At 35.9% G+C, this 21,086-nt stretch carries 17 protein-coding genes; 9 read left to right on the top strand and 8 right to left on the bottom strand.

Features of this window, described 5'->3' with window-relative positions:
• Positions 1-21: 21 nt before the first annotated feature.
• Positions 22-1,752: a BglG family transcription antiterminator gene (locus tag I589_RS02300; protein ID WP_010769748.1), complete on the bottom strand. Its 1,731-nt coding sequence runs from the start codon at positions 1,750-1,752 to the stop codon at positions 22-24.
• A 168-nt stretch (positions 1,753-1,920) separates the two neighbouring features.
• Here I589_RS02300 and I589_RS02305 point away from each other — a divergent pair, with 168 nt between their 5' ends.
• Genes I589_RS02305 through I589_RS02325 form a run of 5 tightly spaced genes read left to right on the top strand, consistent with a single transcriptional unit; the run spans position 1,921 to position 6,775 of the window.
• Positions 1,921-2,232 carry a PTS sugar transporter subunit IIB gene (locus I589_RS02305; protein WP_034684575.1) on the top strand — a complete coding sequence of 104 codons (312 nt, stop codon included), beginning with the start codon at positions 1,921-1,923 and terminating at the stop codon, positions 2,230-2,232.
• Between the two features lie 37 nt (positions 2,233-2,269).
• A complete protein-coding gene (locus I589_RS02310; protein ID WP_010769746.1) occupies positions 2,270-3,496 on the top strand; it encodes a PTS sugar transporter subunit IIC in 1,227 nt (408 codons plus the stop codon).
• Positions 3,497-3,522: 26 nt separating this feature from the next.
• A complete protein-coding gene (locus I589_RS02315; RefSeq protein ID WP_010769745.1) occupies positions 3,523-3,864 on the top strand; it encodes a PTS lactose/cellobiose transporter subunit IIA in 342 nt (113 codons plus the stop codon).
• Between the two features lie 2 nt (positions 3,865-3,866).
• Complete coding sequence (locus tag I589_RS02320) at positions 3,867-5,309, top strand: glycoside hydrolase family 1 protein (protein ID WP_010769744.1); 1,443 nt, start codon at positions 3,867-3,869, stop codon at positions 5,307-5,309.
• Between the two features lie 11 nt (positions 5,310-5,320).
• A complete protein-coding gene (locus I589_RS02325; protein WP_010769743.1) occupies positions 5,321-6,775 on the top strand; it encodes a glycoside hydrolase family 1 protein in 1,455 nt (484 codons plus the stop codon).
• A gap of 490 nt (positions 6,776-7,265) precedes the next feature.
• On the opposite strand, the gene I589_RS02330 is transcribed toward I589_RS02325, so the two are convergent.
• Positions 7,266-8,240: a WYL domain-containing protein gene (locus I589_RS02330; protein WP_010769742.1), complete on the bottom strand. Its 975-nt coding sequence runs from the start codon at positions 8,238-8,240 to the stop codon at positions 7,266-7,268.
• On the bottom strand, positions 8,233-9,471 hold the full coding sequence (locus tag I589_RS02335; RefSeq protein ID WP_010769741.1) for a hypothetical protein: 1,239 nt from the start codon (positions 9,469-9,471) through the stop codon (positions 8,233-8,235). The genes I589_RS02330 and I589_RS02335 overlap by 8 nt, the downstream gene beginning before the upstream one ends.
• 135 nt (positions 9,472-9,606) lie before the next feature.
• On the opposite strand from I589_RS02335, the gene I589_RS02340 reads away from it, so the two are divergent.
• From I589_RS02340 to I589_RS18670, 3 genes are all read left to right on the top strand, one after another.
• Complete coding sequence (locus I589_RS02340; RefSeq protein ID WP_010769740.1) at positions 9,607-10,839, top strand: RtcB family protein; 1,233 nt, start codon at positions 9,607-9,609, stop codon at positions 10,837-10,839.
• Positions 10,840-10,942: 103 nt separating this feature from the next.
• Complete coding sequence (locus I589_RS02345) at positions 10,943-11,695, top strand: nucleotidyltransferase domain-containing protein (RefSeq protein WP_010769739.1); 753 nt, start codon at positions 10,943-10,945, stop codon at positions 11,693-11,695.
• A 201-nt stretch (positions 11,696-11,896) separates the two neighbouring features.
• Positions 11,897-12,025: a hypothetical protein gene (locus tag I589_RS18670; protein WP_281169495.1), complete on the top strand. Its 129-nt coding sequence runs from the start codon at positions 11,897-11,899 to the stop codon at positions 12,023-12,025.
• Between the two features lie 318 nt (positions 12,026-12,343).
• Here the strand turns inward: I589_RS18670 and I589_RS02350 are convergent, their stop codons facing one another.
• From I589_RS02350 to I589_RS02375, 5 genes are all read right to left on the bottom strand, one after another.
• Positions 12,344-12,778: a hypothetical protein gene (locus tag I589_RS02350; RefSeq protein ID WP_010769738.1), complete on the bottom strand. Its 435-nt coding sequence runs from the start codon at positions 12,776-12,778 to the stop codon at positions 12,344-12,346.
• A gap of 1,190 nt (positions 12,779-13,968) precedes the next feature.
• Positions 13,969-14,865, bottom strand: coding sequence for an ROK family protein (locus I589_RS02360; protein WP_010769737.1), 897 nt, complete (start codon positions 14,863-14,865; stop codon positions 13,969-13,971).
• A 24-nt stretch (positions 14,866-14,889) separates the two neighbouring features.
• Positions 14,890-15,762 carry an alpha/beta hydrolase gene (locus I589_RS02365; RefSeq protein ID WP_010769736.1) on the bottom strand — a complete coding sequence of 291 codons (873 nt, stop codon included), beginning with the start codon at positions 15,760-15,762 and terminating at the stop codon, positions 14,890-14,892.
• Between the two features lie 12 nt (positions 15,763-15,774).
• A complete protein-coding gene (locus tag I589_RS02370; RefSeq protein WP_010769735.1) occupies positions 15,775-16,956 on the bottom strand; it encodes an MFS transporter in 1,182 nt (393 codons plus the stop codon).
• Between the two features lie 95 nt (positions 16,957-17,051).
• Positions 17,052-17,909: an AraC family transcriptional regulator gene (locus I589_RS02375; protein WP_010769734.1), complete on the bottom strand. Its 858-nt coding sequence runs from the start codon at positions 17,907-17,909 to the stop codon at positions 17,052-17,054.
• 661 nt (positions 17,910-18,570) lie between these two features.
• On the opposite strand from I589_RS02375, the gene I589_RS02380 reads away from it, so the two are divergent.
• The gene (locus I589_RS02380; RefSeq protein WP_010769733.1) at positions 18,571-20,946 is read left to right on the top strand and encodes a DEAD/DEAH box helicase family protein; all 2,376 of its coding nucleotides are present in this window, start codon (positions 18,571-18,573) and stop codon (positions 20,944-20,946) included.
• Positions 20,947-21,086 lie beyond the last annotated feature (140 nt).

Raw genomic sequence — 21,086 nt, forward strand, 5'->3', positions numbered from 1 at the left:
GATATGAACAGTGGTGTTCCCCTACTTAATGCCGTTTGGATTAATGAGAATACTGATGGCTGTTTTCTTTGCATCCATATACATTGAATGGGGAATTGCCGCACCTGAAAAAGCAGTATGGGACAATTTTTCTCTTTCTAATACTTCGTTTAAAAAATGTTGATCCACATAATCTTTGTCTGACAGCCTGTTTGCCATATAGATAATACAAGTTTTAGAGTCTTGAATAGAAGGATTCACTTCAAACAATTCTTCGTTTAGTAATTCGTTTAAATATGTTTTAAACTGTTGCTGCTCCTTCTTTTTTCTGAGTTTCAAAATAGTATTGCTTAAGAGGATGCGGTCATTGTCATTTGGAAAAATATTGATTTGAATGACTGGAATATCTGAGAGAGTCGAAATAGGAATAGAAGTAAGAATCAAATCTGTATGATTTAATTCAGTAATTTGGCTCTCATCGCTAATAATTGAAGTAATGATTAAATCAGTGTCGAAATATTTTTTGATGAAATGGACGAGCTGATCTTGAATATCATAGTAATTAGGGCAATAATAAACAACTTTAATTTTTTCTTTTAGACTTTCTACTGTTTTGATGGCACTTCCAATATGAAAAGCAATATAGGCAATCTCATCATCATTAATAGAAATACCGGTTAAATTTTTTAGCTCAGATGCTAAATTAACACTAGACTCATAAATCAAAGGGCTTGTTTTTCGAATGCTGTCTGCTAATGGATTTTTTGAAAAACGATTATTTGCACTTCTAATCAATAAATTTCTAATATGTAATGCAAAACGTACTAAAAAATCTTCATCAAATAAGTTTTTATGGAAAAATATATTGATTGAATTGATTAATTCATGAACAATAGCAAGTAAATCTTTTCCAATATATTGTTCAATATTCGCTTTAGAGATTTTTTTATAATTTAAGGAGGTTGCACGTGTGATAATTAATAAGGATAACTCATTAATCTCGGTATTATCATAAGTAATTTGAAATTTTTGAGCCAATTTTTCTAAGATTTCCTGTGCGACAGTATATTCATTAAGAAATAATTTTTCTGACTGACTATTTTGTTCATCATGTATACTTTGATTTTGTATACGATCAACGGCAATGGTTAGATGTAATAATAAATTAATTAAGGAATAATCGTTAATAAAATATTGATGCTTATCTAAAATTTCTATAAGGGTTTTTCGGATAAACTCAACATCAATATCTGGAAACCCTTGTTGTAAGCTAGTCATACTAACAAAATTTACGCTACTTTCCTCATATAAGATAAAACTAAGGATTTTTCGGATATTTCTTTCTAGGCCCTCCACATGAATCCAATCTCCTTCTTGAATCAAGGACAGGTCAAATCGAGCCAGTTTTCTTTTGATTTTATTTAAATCATTTTTTAAAGTTGAAGTGGATATATACAGCTCATTACTTAAATCATATATATTTGTTCGTGTTCGCTGATTATGGTTCAGCAGACGAGTAATAATAAAGTCAATTCTTTCTTTACTGGTTTGCGGAATATCATACTGTTCTTCTTTTAAAATACTTATCGCCTTGTTGTGATTAATGGAGTATCCTTTATTTGAAGAACTGATTGTATCAGGAAACGCGCTATTGATTTCTTTGACATAATTCCTAATAGAGCGTAAAGAAACATCTAAAAGAGTCGCTAAACGGCTAGCGTTAGCAGACTGTTCCATCAGTAATTTGATAAGCGTGACATGGTTCGTTTTCAAGATATCGCCTCCACTCTATTTATTCTTTTAAAGGATTGTATTAATTATAGGTGTTCCAAAAGTAGTTGTTAAGTAAATGTTTGCACCCCAACTGTGCAAATGTTTACTTTTTTTTGTGAAAAAAATCAAGCATACTGGTGGTGTCTTATAGAAAGGGGCACGTTTATGATGAAAAAATTAAATATATTGTTGGTTTGTGGTTCAGGAGCTAGTTCAGGTTTTATGGCTGCAAATATGCGCAAGGCAGCGAAAGTTCAAGAGATTGAAATGGAGATTCGAGCAAGAAGTGAATCTGAAATTGAAAATTATATTGATGAGATTGATGCATTGATGGTAGGGCCACATTTATCTTATATCTTAGATGATATTGACTCCTATACAGAAGGACGTGAGCTGCCAGTTATTTTAATGCGTCCGGATTATTATTCAAAATTAGATGGACAAAAAGCAATCGAACATTTATTGGAAGAAATGAATTAGTAGAAAAGAAATGAATGCGTAAAAGGAGAGTAAGAAAATGAAAAAAATTATGAAGTGGTTAGAAGAAACTTTTCAGCCTAAAATGAATAAGTTTGCAAATAATCGTTGGGTTAGTAGTCTGAAAGATACAATTAATCAAATTATGCCATTAATTTTTTTAGGAAGTATATTTGCAGTATTAACATTGCCATCAGAAATCAAAGGCTTTGAATGGTTTGCTAATTTTTGGACGCCGTTTGGCTGGACAATGGGTGTTATTGGGATGATGATAGCATTTTTACTTCCAATGATTTTAATGGAGAAATTTAGAATGCGCGGCTCAAGATTTGTAGCGGCAATTGCTGGAATGATTTTATACGCAATGATTATTTCTCCACAATTAGTCAAGGATGGTGTAGTTGGCTTTAGTCATGATTCATTTGGTTCATCCGGTATGTTCATTTCGATGATTTCTGGCTTTTTTGTCGCCTTTATCTTTAAAACGTTAAGAAAAATTTCTTTCTTTAAAGAAGATACTAGTCTACCTGACTTTGTCAGAACTTGGTTTGATCAAATGCTGCCAGTTGGTTTGATTGTTATTTTTGGGTGGGTGCTAATATTTATTTTTAATTTTGATTTGTACCTAGCTATTCAATCTATTTTTGTTCCTCTAAAAAGTGTAATGTCTAATATTTGGGGCTTTACCTTGGTGAATTTTATCGTTGTCTTTCTATATTCTTTAGGGATTTCCGGGTGGATATTATTTCCAATTACAGCACCTGTGTATCTACAGAATATTGAATTAAATATCAATGAAGGGGCGCAAATGTTTGCCACACAAAGTTTTGACTATGCGTATTTAAAAATTGGCGGACTGGCTTGTACATTAGGGTTAGTTATTTTAATGCTGACAATGAAGTCAAAAAAATTGACCTCCTTAGGTCGCGCATCTATTGTACCCTCAATATTCAATATCAATGAGCCGATAGTATTTGGTGCGATTGCTTTTAACCCAATGTTGATGATTCCAATGTGGATTAATTCAGTCGTTGTTCCATTATTAGCCTGGTTTTTAACAATAGTGATTCCTTTTGGTAAAATTCCAGACATTCAATTTAATCTATGGTATATCCCCTATCCAATCTTGACCTGGTTAGCGACAGGTGGTCATTTAGGATCCGTTGCTTTAGCTGTAATCATTTTTGTTGTCTCAACATTGATTTGGTATCCGTTCTTGCGTGTATATGACAATCAATGCATACGAGAAGAAGCAGAGGAAGCATAAGTATTCAAATTTAAGGAGATGATAAGATGACAGAAGAAAAAGTTCAAGCAGCGATGATGATTATTCTTCATGCTGGGGATGCGCGTGCTATCTGTATGGAAGCATTAAATGCAGTGGCTAAAAATGATTTTGAATTAGCTGATGAAAAAATGAAGCTGGCTTCAAAGGAAATTACGAAAGCACATAAAATCCAAACAGATGCGATTCAAGATGAAGCAGCAGGAGAAGAGAAAAGTGAGTATAGTCTGCTGTTTGCGCACGCACAAGATACATTGATGACAATTATGAGTGAAATTAATCTAGCAAAACAAATCATTTCAATCTCAAAAACAGTAGATAGCAGAATTTCAGCATTGGAGGCCAAATAACTATGTATAATATTCCGACAGGATTCCCTAAAAATTTCTTGTGGGGTGGGGCATTGGCTGCGAATCAAATGGAGGGTGCCTATTTAGAAGATGGAAAAGGTCTATGTGTAGCAGATGTGAATGAATTTGTTGACCATATTGATATAAAAAAGAAGAGCAACAAAGGCTTGTCATCTGAATATGTACTAAAAGCAATAAAAAGTGGAAAAGAAGAGCATCGCTATTTTCCAAAACGTTGGGGAATTGATTTTTACCACACCTATAAAGAAGACTTGGCATTATTAAAAGGAATGGGTATTAATGCTTTAAGAACAAGTATTAACTGGTCTCGGATTTTTCCAAATGGTGATGATAGTCAACCAAATGAAGCTGGCTTAAAGTTTTATGATGAACTTCTTGATGAAATGCTTCGTTTAGGTATCGAACCAATGATTACTATCTCTCATTATGAAATGCCTTTGAATCTAGCCTTGAAACAAAATGGTTGGCTATCACGAGAAACGATTCCATTATTTGAAAAGCTATGCCAAACGTTATTTGATCGATTTCATTCAAAAGTTAAAAAATGGATTGTAGTTAATCAAATTAATCTCGTACATTTTGAAACATTCAATCATCTAGGAATACTGGAAGATCGAGTTGATAATTATCAAAATGCCATTTATCAAGCGGTTCATAATGAAATTGTTGCTTCTGCAAGAGCCACAAAATACGCGCATGCAACCTATCCTGATTTAGAAATAGGCATGATGATTTATAATTCTCCAGTGTATGCAAAAACGACAAAGCCTGAAGATAACCTAGCAGCATTACAGTATCGCCAAACACAATTATTCTATACAGATGTTTTACTGCGTGGCTATTATCCCGGCTATTATCTAAGACATTTACAAGAAAAAAATATTCAAATTAATTTTGGTGAAAATGATGCAGAAGACTTGAAGAATACGGCTGATTTCTTGAGTTTCTCCTATTATTATTCATCAGTTGTTTCAAAAGAGAGCTTTGCAACAAAAGCTGGTTTTGAAATGAATGAAAATCTTGAAGCCAATCCATGGGGCTGGACGTTTGATGCGACTGGATTACGCTATACATTGAATGAATTATACGACCGCTATCAATTACCGATTTATATTACTGAAAATGGCAGTGGGTTTTATGATGAATTTACAGAAGGAATGGTTCACGATGACTATCGCATTGACTTTTATAAGAAACACTTACAAGCAATGAAAGAGGCCATTATTGATGGGGTAGATGTACGAGGCTATTATGCTTGGGGACCGATTGATATTATTTCTTGTTCATCAAGTGAAATGAGTAAACGGTACGGATTTATTTATGTTGATCGCGACGATTATGGCAACGGTAGTAATAAGCGTTACTTAAAAGATAGTTATGCCTGGTATAAACAAGTGTGTGCAACAAATGGTGAACAACTCTAAAGGAGGACACAATGAAAAAATTACCAACTGGATTTAAAAAAGATTTTTTATGGGGAGGCGCAGTAGCAGCCTGCCAAGTTGAAGGAGAGTATTTAAAGGATGGTCGAGGGCTATCGACTAGCGATATTCATATGTATGATCAGAATCTTGACCGATTACACTATGGACTAGAAGGGGGAGGGACACTCGCATATATTAAAGCGGCGGCTGAGGATACAGAAGGCTATTATCCTAAACGCCACGGGATTGATTTTTACAATACGTATCCAGAAGACTTAAAGTTGATGGCAGAGATGGGCTTTACTTGTTTTCGTTCAAGCTTTTCTTGGAGTCGAATTTTTCCGAATGGTGATGAGCTGGAACCAAATGAAGAAGGATTAAAATTTTATGATCGTTTTATTGATGAGCTGTTAAAATACGGGATGGAACCCATTATGACTATCTCACATTATGACATGCCTTTGCATTTAGTGACTGAATATGGAGGTTTTGGAAATCGTAAAGTGATTGACTTCTTTGTTCGCTACGCAAAGGTTCTCATGGAGCGTTATCATGATAAAGTTACTTATTGGATTGTAGCAAACCAGATTAATTTGATTCCAATTGTTCGTTTTGGCTTGTTAGGAATTTATGATGACCAAGTTCCAGAAGAGAAGATGGATCAATTGATGTACCAAGCAGTACACAATTTATTTGTTGCTTGTGCAAAAACGACTGAATTAGCACGTACGATTGATCCGGCAATGCAAATGGGAATTATGTTAGCTGATGGAACCAACTATCCAGCAACCTGTCATCCAGAAGATGTGGCGTTGACAATGAAGCGAAATCGGCTACAAAACTACTATTTTACAGATATTGCCTTTAGGGGAGAGTACCCAACCTATATTTTGCGTTATTTTGAAGAGCAGAATATTAAAATTGAGATGGAGCCAGAAGATGAGAAGCTGTTAAAAGAAAACACCATGGATTTTCTAGCCATGTCTTATTATTCATCAAGTGTGATTGATCATAAGAAAAATGAGTATAAAGCATTTGACATGTCACAAAATCCTTATTTAGAGCCAACTCCATGGGAATGGCGAATGGACCCGCTTGGTTTTTATAATGCCTTAAGTCAAAACTGGGATCGCTATCAAAAACCCATTATTGTAGCTGAAAATGGGTTAGGCGCTTTGGATGAAATACAAGCTGACGGATCGATTCAAGATGATTATCGGATTGATTACATTCGCAAGCACATTGAAGCAATGAAGATGGCTGTATTAGATGGTGTGGATATTTTGGCATACTGCTGGTGGGGACCCATTGATATTGTTTCTTCTTCAACTGCGGAAATGTCTAAACGTTATGGACTCATTCATGTTGACCTAGATGATTTAGGCCAAGGGTCTGCAAAGAGAACGAGAAAAAAATCTTTCTCTTGGTATCAAAAAGTAATTGCTTCAAACGGTGAAGAATTATAAAGAAGCTGTGGACGGAGGCTGTTTTTGTCTCCAACCTTAAGCGTTTATAAGTACGAGGGTGAGGGATAACTAATTAAGTTAAACCTCACCCTCGTAAAAGTTTAATAAACGGCAGGAACAGATACACTTACTTGTTTCCAAAGTTTGAGTAGCACCGGAAATCAGTCAACATTGGAAGATAATCTTTGGTATTTCCAGTCAGTTTAAAGAGTGCCTGCTTGGTGCTGTAAATCACAGAAGCTTTACTTCGATGATGCATATGCACCTACTAAGTTTTCAAAAATGGAACATTTTGTCCCGACCTCCAGACTCTTCTTTTTGTTACTACTCACTGTTTCCATAATTGCTGACAGTCTCTTGCAGAAGATAGACACCTCATATTCTTGAAAAGCAATGTTACGAAAGAGGATTGATGAAACCATTATCTCTTTCAGATTCCTAGCATGAAAGAAGTCTTGTCCTAAGGATGAATGATGAAATAGCGCCTCTTTTATTTTTCATCCAGCCACTTTTTCTGTGCCTCAACCCGTTCTTTGACTTGCTGAACAAAGCGTTCAGGTGCGGTGACAGTTAAAAAGGGGCCGAATGATAAAAGCCGAATGAGAACTTCTGTTTCATCTGCTGTTGCATAATGAATGGTTAATTCATAATGAGTTTCATCTAAGCGTCGCGTAGTTTTTTGAAAGTCTGCAAAATGATCCATACTGCGTTTTAATGCTTGGCGTTTGTCCACAAGGATACAAGTTACACTTGCCTGTTTCTGTCGCGAGGTGATGGGTAAGTCAGCACTATTTTTCACTGATTCAATGGAATGGATACTTAGTATTCGATTCAAATTGAGTGTGACTTCAAATCGGCTTCTTCGTAAAATTCGCCATGCTTTTAATCGAAATAGATTGTTTTTTGGTGAATATTCTAACTTAACAGGTAAGAATTTTCCGCTTGTTTTTTCTGTGGCCGGATTCCTTTGATAGAGGATTCTCACCTGCTTTTTTTCCTGAATAGCGGCTAATAGCTGTTTAAAGTGACTTTGTTGCTGAGTGAATGCAACAAGCGAGTCTGTTTGCTGGAATTGATCAAAATACGTGAGAGAAGAGAGCGTAAAAAGTGGAGCGACTCCCTCTAGTTGCAGATTCAAATCGGCAATTTCATTAGGCTCCATGAAAAACATCAACCGCGGATCAGTCAGCACCGTTTTTAGCCATCTTCGTTCTAATGTTGTTTGAATGAATTCAGGTGAATGTTGTGTAACAGGCAACCAATTTCCGTTTTCCTCGCGCAAAAGAAACCAGGGACTTCTTTTATTTTGCAAAGAAGGGAGAACTTGTAAGCTGGATTCATCGAAGCCTTTTGCTCGAATGATTTCATCAAGTTCTTTAGTTGTCAACGGGTGTTTTTGACTTAAAATAGTTTTGACAATGGCGAAATAAACACCATAAACCTCGTGAAATAACATATCAATCATCAAGAACCTCCTCCGATGGCTGGTAAAGAGCAATCATCTCTTTCATATCATGAATAAATAAATGTTTCCATTTTTCATCTGTACTTTCAATAGAAATAATCCGTCCCATAAACGTTCGTAAAAAAGGATTGATGGCAAATAAGTCGAGTAATTCTATTTCAAAAAGGACGGTTGATTCATCAATTCTTCGCCAAGTCCCCATTCGTTTTTCTCGATTGATTCGTGTAAGTAAATATTCTTCCTTTCCTTCCTCAATATATAAAAGCACGCCTAAATATTTAAGAGAATTCCGGTTAAAACTAGCGTTCCATGAGGTATTTTTTAATTTAGAAAACCGTTCAGCAAGTTCAAGATAATTCTTTATCTCCTTACCTAAAGAAAGTTCTTTGATTGTGTCGATTCGAATAGAAGTCAAAAGTTTTTTGTGAATAAATCCAACTAAATATTGTCGTCCCGTTTCTGTGCTGATATACAGTGAAAAAGGGGAGAAACTTACTGGTTTATTATTGTATTTTATTATATGTAGAGTTCGTTTTTCAGTAATGGCTGTGAGACACTTCAAGACGACAAGCTCATCTAAACTATGAACGATAAAGTGGTGTTTAAATAGAAACGGGCTCGCACTAGGAGTATCTATCTGATCTAATAAAAACTGACCAATCACTCCGCCTGGAAAAATTTCTTTATAAAAATGTAAGACAGGAATCATTTTTTCATTCAGCTTGATAGGCGAAACGAATTGATAAGAACGTCGTTTATCTTTTTCAGTTTCATGAAGAATACCTATCTGACAATATTCTTTCAGCTTATTTCTCACGGTAATTTCTGACAAAATGGGCGCATTCTCAAATAAACTCAAATAGTCTTGGTGAATCAACTCTGTTAACTCTGATAGTGAGAGCGTATCAAATCTAGTAAGACAATCGAGGAGAACAAAATGAAGAAAGATATCATTTTTTGTAAAACTCTTTGTTTGCCATAACTTGAAAAAAGGATTGGTATCCAGTTGCTCTTGTTTTAAGTCAAGACGAATAGTCTTTCCTTGAGCGGTTTGTTCCCATTGGATGTATGGATGTAAGTAGCTTTCAATTCGGCGACGTTCATTATCATAGCTACGTAGGCTCTTTTCATCAAAGTCCTCACGTTGCTTGAAGCCGTTGATGTAAAAATCTCGAGCGTAGGATCGAATGGTATTGAATTCTTTTATCAGCTCATTAAAGCGTCTGCTCATGTGTTTTCCTCGCTAATTCTATTTGTTCTTTCTATTATAACAAATTGATAAAGGTATCTTCGCAACATTTTTTTAAGGTGAAATCCTCACGGTTCTTTTACAATGAATGTAAGAAATAGAAAAGGAGTGAGAACAATGTTTGTTCACTATGAAAAAAATGAAAATGCTTCTCCGATTAAAGTATGGTTGCCAAAAGGAACACTTGAAGAAAATGTGCTAGAGCAGGCGATGAGCTTGGCTGAACTTCCCTTTGTTTTTAAGTGGGTTTCATTGATGCCTGATTGTCATTATGGTTATGGAATGCCTATTGGAGGTGTGTTAGCAACTAAAGGGGTGATTGTCCCAAATGCTGTGGGTATGGATATTGGCTGTGGAATGTGCTATATCCAAACTGATGTTTTGTATAGTGATATACAAGAAATTACACATGATAACCAGTCACTCATGAAGCTGATTGTTAACCAAGTGATGCGTGATATACCTGTAGGATTTTCGTTACATAAAGAAAAACAATCTTCTCAAGTGATTGATCAAGCACTTAAGGATATGGCAGGCGATGAAAGCTTACCAGAATCAAATGAATTACTAGAAAATGCCTATTACCAAATTGGTACACTAGGGGGCGGCAATCATTTTATTGAGTTTCAAAAGGATGAAGAAGGGTATATCGGCATCATGATTCATTCGGGAAGTCGAAATCTGGGCGCAAAAATTTGCCAACATTTTAATGGGGTAGCCAGACAATTGAATGAACTGTGGTACAGCCAAGTACCAGAAAAAAATCAGTTGCCCTTTTTACCTACACGGACAAGTGAAGGAAAGGCGTATCTTAAATGGATGTCCATTGCCTTAGACTATGCATATGAAAACAGAGAACGAATGTTAGAGACGACCATGAGTATATTTTCTGGTTTCATTAAAAAATATGTGGATAAAGAGGTGGAATATAGTTTGAAAGTCAATTGCCACCATAACTATGCTGCGTTAGAGAATCATTATGGAGAGAATGTTTGGGTTCACCGAAAAGGTGCAACACGTGCTAGAAAAGAGGAGCTGGGAATCATTCCTGGAGCGATGGGGTCATTTAGCTATCTAGTCAAAGGGCTGGGAAATCCAGATAGTTTTATGTCTTCTTCTCATGGTGCGGGTCGTGTGTACTCACGAAAAAAAGCGAAGGAAGAAATTTCAGTCGAATCAGTGATGCTGGATTTGAAAGAAAGAGAAGTTGTCTTAGGGAAAGTGAAAAAAGCAGATGTCGCAGAAGAAAGCCGATTTGCCTATAAAAATATTGATGAAGTGATGGCAAATCAACAAGAATTGGTAGTCCCTATTAAAAAACTATCAACCATTGGTGTCATTAAAGGATAGATGAAAGACTGAAATGAAGAGGAGTAGAGATACAGCATGACGATAGAACTTGGTGTTTGTCTCTACTCTATAAAATAATCATTATTGAATGGAGGGGTGCTCGTTGGAAAAGACGATTCAGGAAAAACTTAGAGAAATAGAAGAAAAAGAAGGGGTAAAAATCATTCTAGCGGTTGAATCAGGGAGTCGGGCGTGGGGATTTGAGTCTCAAGATAGTGACTATGATATTCGGTTTCTATATATAAGAGAGAAATCGAGTTATCTGAAATTAGAGGATGTAAGAGATGTGATTGAATGGCAGCTAGATGAAGTGTTCGACATCAATGGTTGGGACATTCAAAAAGCCTTACGTCTGCTGTATAAATCTAATCCAACTATTTTTGAATGGTTTTCTTCACCAATTGTTTATAAAAAAACGTCTGAAGCCGAGAAAATGAACGTCATTTTAGAGAACTATTTTTCCACTAAAAAATCTCTTTTTCATTACTGGCACACAGCAAATTCAAATTATCGAGACTATTTAAAAACAGATCACGTAAGAGCAAAAAAGTACTTATATGTTTTACGTCCAATTTTAGCCAGTAAATGGATTTTACAGTTCAATGAAATACCGCCGATTGAATTTGATAAGCTGGCAAATGAGCTCCTTGACGAGAATCTAAAGCCTGTGGTCGCTGATTTATTAAGAAGAAAAAAAGAAACAAACGAGCTGGATTCAATGAAGCGGTTGGACGTGTTAAATAATTATATAGAAAAAGAACTTGTTCAACTAGAGGTGCAGGCAAAGAGGATTTCTCAAATGAAAAATAATCAGTGGAAAACACTCAATGATTTTTTCTTATCGGTAGTAGAATGATGTTGGAGTTCGCTAGACAGTAAGTGACTTTACAAGCGGAAAGTGAAAGTTCAGTCAAGAATCTTCCTTAAAAATGTAAATTTGGTGAAACTTACTTTTGTATATTTATTGGTTTGCAGATGGAAAATAACAAAGAGGGTTAGTTTATCCTTATCTACAAGGCAGCGCACGAAAAATAGGCGGTTCCGAAGGCGGAATTACATGAAGTTACCTGATATGGAGGCTTCTTTTACTTATTATGGCTTTATGCTGGCAATACAAACGAGCGTAGGTAATAGAAGTCCTAGTGAAGTCTTGTTTGTTCTTGGAGTAGTTTTGGTTGGGAAGTGATTTTTAGATTTACAAGAAGGTGACGTAATTAATTGGTATCCGAATCAGCTAATTTCACCGGACAATTATGAGCATACAGATATTATTTTTTCTGTTAGGAAAGATGGGTATTTAGTACCTACGAACGAAATGCCGAGTAAGGAAAAAATTTGTGCAAAGTACAATCGTTCATTGATGTATTAAATAAAAAAGAAATTGGATAGCGTGGGGCTATTAGAAACAATTGTAGAAATTCCTAAAAAAATATAAAATATGTACTCAAAAATCAATCAGGATCTTTTGCTCTAGTTTGATTTTTGAGTACCGTTTTGTGTTGAATTATATAAAATCATTGTAGTTGTCTAGTATGTCTTTAGCAGCTTTATAGCTATAATATTTATCGGTTTTCTTCATAATATCTTCTTCTGTAATGCCTAACTTCATAGTCAAATCTAGAACTAATCTAGTAGAATTACTTGTAAAATATTCATAATTATCTTGTTCAAAAGAAATCACTAGTAAAATAACAGTTCCGTCTAAAGTTTCTAGTGGAAATAAATGTCCCCAAGGTTCTAAAAAATATTTTTCGCTTTTGTCATTACGTTTGATTCCATAGACAGTTACACTATTTTTTATTTCCGTTATCGAATATTCTCCTTCTGTAACCTCTTTAATATTAGAAAGTTCTCCATCAAAATAAGAACCTGATAATTGATTAATATCTACTTCCTCTAGGTCAAACCATCCGTTTAAAATGTCTTTTAATTTTTTCATTTTGTTTCCTTTCAATTCATTTTAATTGAACCATTAAAATTAACTAAGGAACCCCATCCATCTTTATTTGAATCGGCTTTTGTTCCTGTGACTTTCAAATATGCAGATTTTACATTTTAATATAAGACAATAATTTTTATTAATCAATAAAAACAATGTTTTTATTTTGTCTTTTAATATATAGCCTAGGTAATGAGCGGCGTCCGTTCAAGGTCTTCTAAAATAACTTGATAGTTTTCTACTCCTCTATAACCGGTATCTGCGAATAGGTTGGTAGTTCAAAAAAACGCTCTTTTAAAGTAGCTACAAAGAGGCGCAATGTTCGTGTATCTGTTGGATTTAAGAAAAGCTTATAATCTACAATATACTAACTGTTTGTGGTAATTTGAAGGTTGTAGCCAGATTTCAGCTGACCATTTTTCATGTGATTATCTTCCATAGGCATGAACGTAGTGTCTAGATTAAAGTCGCTATTTCGTTTCCCTAGAATCTTTTTCTGTCTTTGATAGGCAAATTTTCTTTGAAGTAAGGAGAAAGACTTGATTTTTGGTATAATTTTTAAACATAAGAACATCTTGGATTTTTATTTTTTTGGCACTTTTAATTGAGTAAAAAAGTTCTTATGTTAATACAAAAAAATAATCCAGATGCCAATCAATTTAACTGGTATCTGGATTTTTAGTTACTACTTACGTCCCAAGTCCACCCTCATAAAAGCTCAACAATCTCTAAAAGCAGGACAAAGAATTGAAAGACTCACTACGTTTGTCTTTCAATAACTTATGCGAATGGTACACGCTAGAGTTGAAGGCTTCGAAAATAAGCTGAAATTGCATCGATACACTCTTTCTGAAAGAAATAGATGTAGAGATGTACCTACTTGGTGCATCCGACACACTCTTTCTGAAAGAAATAGATGTAGAGATGTACCTACTTGGTGCATCCGATACACTCTTTCTGAAAGAAATAGATGTAGAGATGTACCTACTTGGTGCATCCGATACACTCTTTCTGAAAGAAATAGATGTAGAGACGTACCTACTTGGTGCATCCGATACACTCTTTCTGAAAGAAACAGATGTAAAGATGTACCTACTTTGTACAGTAAATCACAGAAGTTTCACTTCCGATGATACATATACACCTACTAAGTTTTCAGAACGGAACATTTTGTCCCGACTCTCCTCTTTTTATCCTTCCAAATCCAACAGCAACTGATAGAGTGCACCTAACAAATTGGCTGAATTTCGAAAAGCGCAGGCGTCAATCTGGAGTGGTGTCATTGTTTGATTTAACAGTGGTTCTTGCTGACGAAGTCGTTTATATTGTTGGCTAATCTCTTGAATCAAAGAATCTTGTGCGCTGATTCCACCTCCGATAACTACCTTTTCTAAGTCTAAAATGGCTTGCAAATTCGAAATTAATTGTGCAATAGAAGAACAGTACTCTTCAAACAGCCTGTTTAAAGACTGTGAGGAATTGGTCTCAATACTTGAAAAGACAGTAACATAATCGTCTTGTGGTACGCCAAGTAGGGTAGTTGCTTCTTGGATAAAGCGAACAGAGGAACCAGAATAGCCTAGTAATTGGGTGGGCGCTGATTCAACATGACCTTGAATCATGAAACTCAGCTCTCCAGCTTGAAAATGGGGGCCGTTATAAAGGCGGCTATCTAAGATTAATCCGCCTCCAACACCCGTACCCAGAACAATTGCTGCCCCATTCTCAATACCCTTTAGATTGCCAATCCACCATTCAGAAAGGGCAGCGGCTTTTCCATCATTAATGAGAGAAAAGGGAAGGGAGGTATACTGAGACAACCATTTTTTTATCGGGAAGTCATACAGAAAGTTTAGCGCACCTCCTGTGTGGATGTAGCCTGTCTTTGTATCTACACGTCCGGGGCAGCTCACACCAATACCTTTTATAGATGATTCATGAATCTGTATTTCACGAAGCAACAGTGTTTGGAACGCCTCCAATGAATGAGGCGTTTCTTTTTTCCAACGCTGGAGGAAGTTACCTGAATGGTCAATCAACCCAAATTTTGTAAAAGTGCCGCCAATATCTACGCTTAAATAGTTCATCCGTCTACCTCCAAAAAATGTGTGTTAAAGAAATTTTCTGAAAAAATCTAAGGTTTCCTCATTACATTGTTTCCCAATAGGATTTCGCTGGTCCAAATGAAAAACATGGTGCAGTTCTTTACCGTCAGGATTCTCATAAAGATGAAATTCTGCCTCGACTCCTTTTGAACGAAGTATAGTTGCTAAAGGCTCAGCCACATCCTTCAAAAAATCATGAGTTGCTGTAGTAATAAAGGCAGGTGGAAAATCAGTCGTAATAAATGATTCCACTGGAAATTGTTGAGCGGTTTGCTCCGGCAGTGTTTCACCAAAATAAAATGGGAAATCTTGATTGATTGCTCCTGTTTGTCCAATAAAGTAAGCTCCACAGTTTAATCCTACCGCTTTAAATTGAACATCCGCTATAGCAAAGTCCATTAAGCCTGCATAGTGAGGATTACTCGTCAGAGTTGCATATTGTTCTGCTAATTGTCCGCCAGCACTATCTCCGACTAAAAATAATTGCTCTGTGTCAACATAATGCTCTTTTCCATGAATCAGGAGCCAGTTCATCAAAGCATTGGTATCCTCTAATGGGGCAGGATATTGATGGACAGGTGCAAGCCGATAGTTAAAATTCACGACGGTAAATCCTTGACTTGCTAAGTACATAGTGTAAAAACGATAAAGTTCTTTATCTCCGTAAAAGAAGCCGCCTCCGTGAATGCTGACAATTGTTGGCAAACAGGTTGTTGTTCCAACTGGATAGTAGATGTCGAATGTATTTTCAATGCCATGAGGTCCGTAAGAGAGTTCTTTGATTGCTGTAATCGTTGTAGGCTCAGTCAATCCTGTATCTCTTTTTTTATCGCCCTCAGCCATTTGTGCGCGCATTGTTGGAATATCTATTTTCATCATTTGTTTTTCCTCCTAGTTATTTACTATTGTTTTCTTTTTTAAAACGAGCTTGATGCTCATAATAAGTGACATAGCTAAAAATCCTATGGCTGCCATGAGTAAACTAAACCCTGCAGAGGTGTTGTCAAATAACTTCCCTAAAGTATTTAAAAGGACAGGGGAGAAGAAGACTCCAATATTTGTGGCAATAATTAGACAGGTATAAGCAAAGTTTATTGCTCGTTTGTCTGCAACAAGGGCTGTCCATGTATAAATGAATGGAACGGCTAAACCAAAGCCAACACCTGAAAAACCAACGCCAATTAACAAGACAGCTAACGTGCTTGATTGACTGACTATGAAGAATCCGATAGCAGAAATGAGCAGTCCAATAGGTAAAACCTGCTGTTTTAATAGTTGGTGGATTTTCCCGTAAAACATCCCAATTGGAATCCCTACAAGTGTACTCAACCCAGTGATGATTGAGACGCTGCTAGCACTGCCAATATTGTTGTGAATGATAAATTCAGGAAGCTTCACAACGGACGCCATGAAAAATGCGAATAAGAAAAAAATTAAGATAGACAATCCAACCACAGGAAGGTTGACTGAAAATGTTTCGGTTTGAACTTCGTCGGCTGTTTTTGTTTTTCGGGATTCAGGAATTTGTACAAAGAATCCAAATAGGAAAAGAACGGGTAAAATAATCAAGTAAGCCCAAAAAGTTTGCTGCCAGCCTAAAGTGACCAAATAACTAATAAAAAATGATAACCCTGCACTTCCTAATGAGCCTGCCATGGATTGAAAACCCATCATGGTGGAAAGCTCATCTCCTTCATAAAACTCAGCCAACAGACTAACCGCTAGCGAGTTAAATAACCCTATTCCAAGGCCAAATGTGAACCTTGCACCTAATATTAAGGAGTAATTGTTAATCAATGCAGGCAATAGCCCGCTAATTAAAGCAATGACTAATCCCGTTAATACCGTATTTTTCTTCCCGATTATACGAATGCAAAAGGGACTAATCAGCAGTGCGAGGATGATTCCAAAATTAGGAATTGTTAAAAGTGTTTCGACTGCTGATTTTGATTGACTTGAAAAGCTGTCAATCATGGCGGGTAATGCTGCAGAAATAATTGGTGCAGACATCAGTAAGACAGAAATAGATAACAAAGAAATCTTAAAAACTGTCTGTTGTTGTTTTGTTTTCATTGTCAGAAACCTACCTTTCTTTTGTTAATTGAATTATAAATGCAAACGTTAACAAAAAAGGCAGGAAACTGACTCTTATTTTGGCTATTTATGACTTAATTGTTCTTTCGATACTGAATAGGGGTGAGACCATATGTCTTTTTGAATATATGAATCAGTGACTTGTGATTTGGAAAACCACAGCTGTCCGAGATTGCCTGAATATTTTTTTGTGTATGAATAATTTGCTGGAAAGCTTCTTGTAATCGGATTTCAGTGATGTAATCCATCACAGACATGGCCATATATTTCTTGAATTTTCTTGAAAAGTAGCTAGGTGTTAAGTGAAAAGCATCTGCTAATTCACCTACACTTAGTGGGCTAGTAAAATATTGTTGAATATAAATGATGACACTATCAATCCATTCAAATTCGTTAGTATCTGTCTGTTGTAAATCATTTTTTACAGAGCGAACCGAGGAAAAATGTTCCGATAACTCATAAAGAATTTCGTATACAAGACTGAAAATTTTGAGCTGAATAGTATCTGTTGGCTTTTCCATACATAAAAAAAGTGATTGAAAGGCTAGTTGCATTTGTTTGTAAGAATGGCGCTGTAAATCAGATTGTTCTTCTTTTGCTGGAAGATGATAAAAGCGGTAAGGAAAATCATCTATCGCCTCTTCCATAAATGAATAGGGGATTAAAAGAGAAAGTGCCTCATTATGCTCCCCTTTTTTTGTTGTTCCAGAAATACTGTGTACTTCATTCGGATTAATAACTAAAATTGTTCCGCAAACGGGTGATTGTTCTTTTCCGTTGATGATGAAGGAATCAATTTTCCCTCTCATCGTAAAACTTAATTCAAATGAACGATGCCAATGTTTAGGGATGGTTGCACTGGTATTTTTATGAATGATGAGCTTAAAAGGAAGCTCTTCTTTTGTTACGTCAACAATTTCATGATGAAACATATCCTTCTCTCCTTGTCATGTCATCCATTTAATCTATGATAAAGATGAAGTTTCTTGACCGTTGTAAACATTATAGGTAAGAACTATCAAAAATCAAATGGTTTTCTATCGCTATTGTACAATAGTTACCATTTGATGACACAAAAAGTGAAGTTTCATATAATACGCAGACAAAGAGAAAATTAGAAAATATGACAGGAAAAATGTTTCTCAGTATCATTTACTAAAAAAATTGGAAGGATAAACGGAATTTTTTTGAAATCTTTCTTTATAGCAGTCACGAGAATCAGAAGACTTCAATTTTAGAACTTTGAAGATGCCGGATCATTAGGGATAATTTTTAGGATAAATTCTATGACTATACGGATAGGTTCATTTTAATCAAAATACCAAAAAAATCTTTTCAAATTAAATAGTCGTCACTTCTTTTTTTATGAGATAATCATAGAGAGAAAGCATTTTTTTAAAGAATGAAGAGAGTGGAGATAAGGGATTTCTTCCTCTTTATTTATTGAATTCAAAGAAAATTTGAGCCGCTGATTCTAATTTCATCTACGCAAAGATGTATGAAGTGATAGAAAGGATTGAATCTGACGGAAATAACTGACCCGCTAAAGCATAAGATAGAGGGCGTTGAAAAAAGAGTAAAGGAACACATGATATGAAATCGATAAGCTTATATCCTCATCAAAAGAAAATAGTGGATTATGTAAAGACCCATCCTCATCAAAAAACCTATCATTTCGTTGCTCCTCCTGGATCTGGAAAGACGATGGTCGGTCTGTCGTTAATCACCGAAAGTAAAAAGAAAACGTTGATTTTAGTTCCTTCGCTCTTATTAAAAGAGCAGTGGGAAATGCAGGCAATCACTCATTTTTCATTGAGTGTGAGTCTAGATATTTTTTCGCCAGCAATGATTACAATTACAACGTATCAGGCAATGTATCAGCAGGTACAAGTTAACCCAGATTGTTTAAAAGAATTCGAATGGATTCTTTTAGATGAAGCACATCATCTGAAAAAGGCGTGGGGAGATGTATTGATTGAGGCGAGAGAGCGGGCAGAGGAGTTGGTGAGTATTTCATTAACTGCTACCCCACCTTTGACGAATAATCAAGAAGAATGGCGGACATATATTCAGTTGAACGGAGTGATTGATGAAGAGATCACTTCTCCTGAGCTTGTGAAACAGCATTTATTAAATCCCTATCAGGATTTCGTTTATTTTATCAAAGCAGATGCGCAGGTAGAACAAAAATATGCGCAGTTTATTGCAAGACAAAATGATATTGTTGATCAACTTATTGCAGATACAGAAGTGGTTCATCTGCTGGCTGCACACCCATTTATAGTTACCCCACTTGCAAAAACGCACCAGATATACCAACAGTTTGATCTTTATATTGCCATGTTGATTTTTCTTTCAAACAACCAATTTGAGTTGTCAAAGGATCACTGGGAAGTACTAGGGTTTAAAAAGAAATCTACTTTGCCAGAACTTTCAAAAGCGCATCTTTCTATAGTGTATGAATGGTTATGGGAGACGGCACCTCAGTTAGAAATCTTTCAGCGGTTGAAGACAGCACATTGGTTAAAAGAGGACGTTCTTTCTTTATTTCCAACATTTCCCAAAGAAAAATTAGCAGGAAGCCACGAAGCGAAGATGGAAGCAATTAATCATATTGTCATTCAAGAAGAAGCTGCACTTAAGCAGAAATTAAGCTGTGTCATTTTATTTGATCGAATTTATGAAGAGGCGTTTGATTTTCAAAGCAATCCTTCGTACTATGGTGTTATTCCACAGTTTCTTCGTCTACATGAACTAGTAGCAGAGGAAACAGAGCTTGCTGTAATTTGCGGGAAGTTTCTATTAGTCTCTAGTCAGATAGCAAACCTATATTTTAACGAGGAAGCACTGCAAGAAATGAAGGGGATAGAAAATTTTTTACGTATCAATCTTACAGAAAAGAATCGGAAAATAATTTTAGCCAAAGTGACAAATCTACTGGAGGAAAATCAGCTGCAAATTGTTATTGGAACAGTCGCCTTATTAGGAGAGGGCTGGAATTGTCGAAGTGTAGCTACAGTTATTTTAGGAAATAATTCAAGCTCTTATGTACAAATCCAGCAATTAAGAGGACGAGCATTACGTGCAAAAGAAAAGAAACCCTTAAGTGCGATATGGCATATTGGTCAATATTTGCCAAACCTATCTTGGCAGGAGCAGCCAGAGTTAGCGCCTATTCTCAATCGATTGTCCTATATAGAAGGGATTTCCAATCAGCAAGTGCCAGAAACGATTACGACAGGGATAGAGCGGCTCAATTTTCCATTAGAGACCTCTGTACAAGCATTGGAAACGTATAATCAGCAAAATTTTTTCTTTACAAATAATAGAGAACATCTCATTACCTTTTGGCAGCAGGGACTGGCAAAAGGTACACATATGACAATGCCTGTTTTCATAAGAAAGAGCCAGACAACAGCGTCTGATTTACAACAAAATGAACGAGTCTTGCCAATTATCACAAGACAAACATTCTGGACATCGCTTATTCATGGACGATTTTCCACTTATTTTCATCAGCAAAGAACACAAAAATTGTGGAAAAAGAGCTGTCAGGTACGTGAAAAACTAGCAAAATCTGTATTAAAAGTATTTCAGGTAAGTGGAACTATAAGACAGCAAGTAAATGTGCAAATGACTGTCGATAACCACGAGTTTCGCATTCAGTTAATAGATGCTACTTATCAGGAAGAGCGTTTATTTAATTCTGCTTTGCTGGAAGTGATGCGCCCCGTTTTAGATACTCGCTACCTGATTAGAATAAAGAAACGCTATTTTTCTGTTCCTAGGAAATGGGCGAGAACAAAACAATTAGCGACGCTCTTTTTCTATGAAGTCAAAAAAGAATTTTCGACAAGTGAATTAATTTATACGCGGAACACGTTAGGAAGGCAGAAGCTGATACAAGCACATATTGATTCGCTCAAAGAACAAGGACTTGAGGTAATAGAAGAAAGATTGTGGCAGTAAATTCAAGCTATAAAAGAGATCGGAACAGAAGTGATCAGCTTATTTTCGAAGCCTTCAACTCAAGCATGTTTCATGTGTAGAAGTTGATGAGAGCGAAACGAAGTGGAGATGAGTTCCTTCTGTCCCCAACCTTTATTAAG

Origin of the sequence: Enterococcus phoeniculicola ATCC BAA-412 (assembly GCF_000407505.1) — a bacterium.
Lineage (GTDB): Bacteria > Bacillota > Bacilli > Lactobacillales > Enterococcaceae > Enterococcus_K > Enterococcus_K phoeniculicola.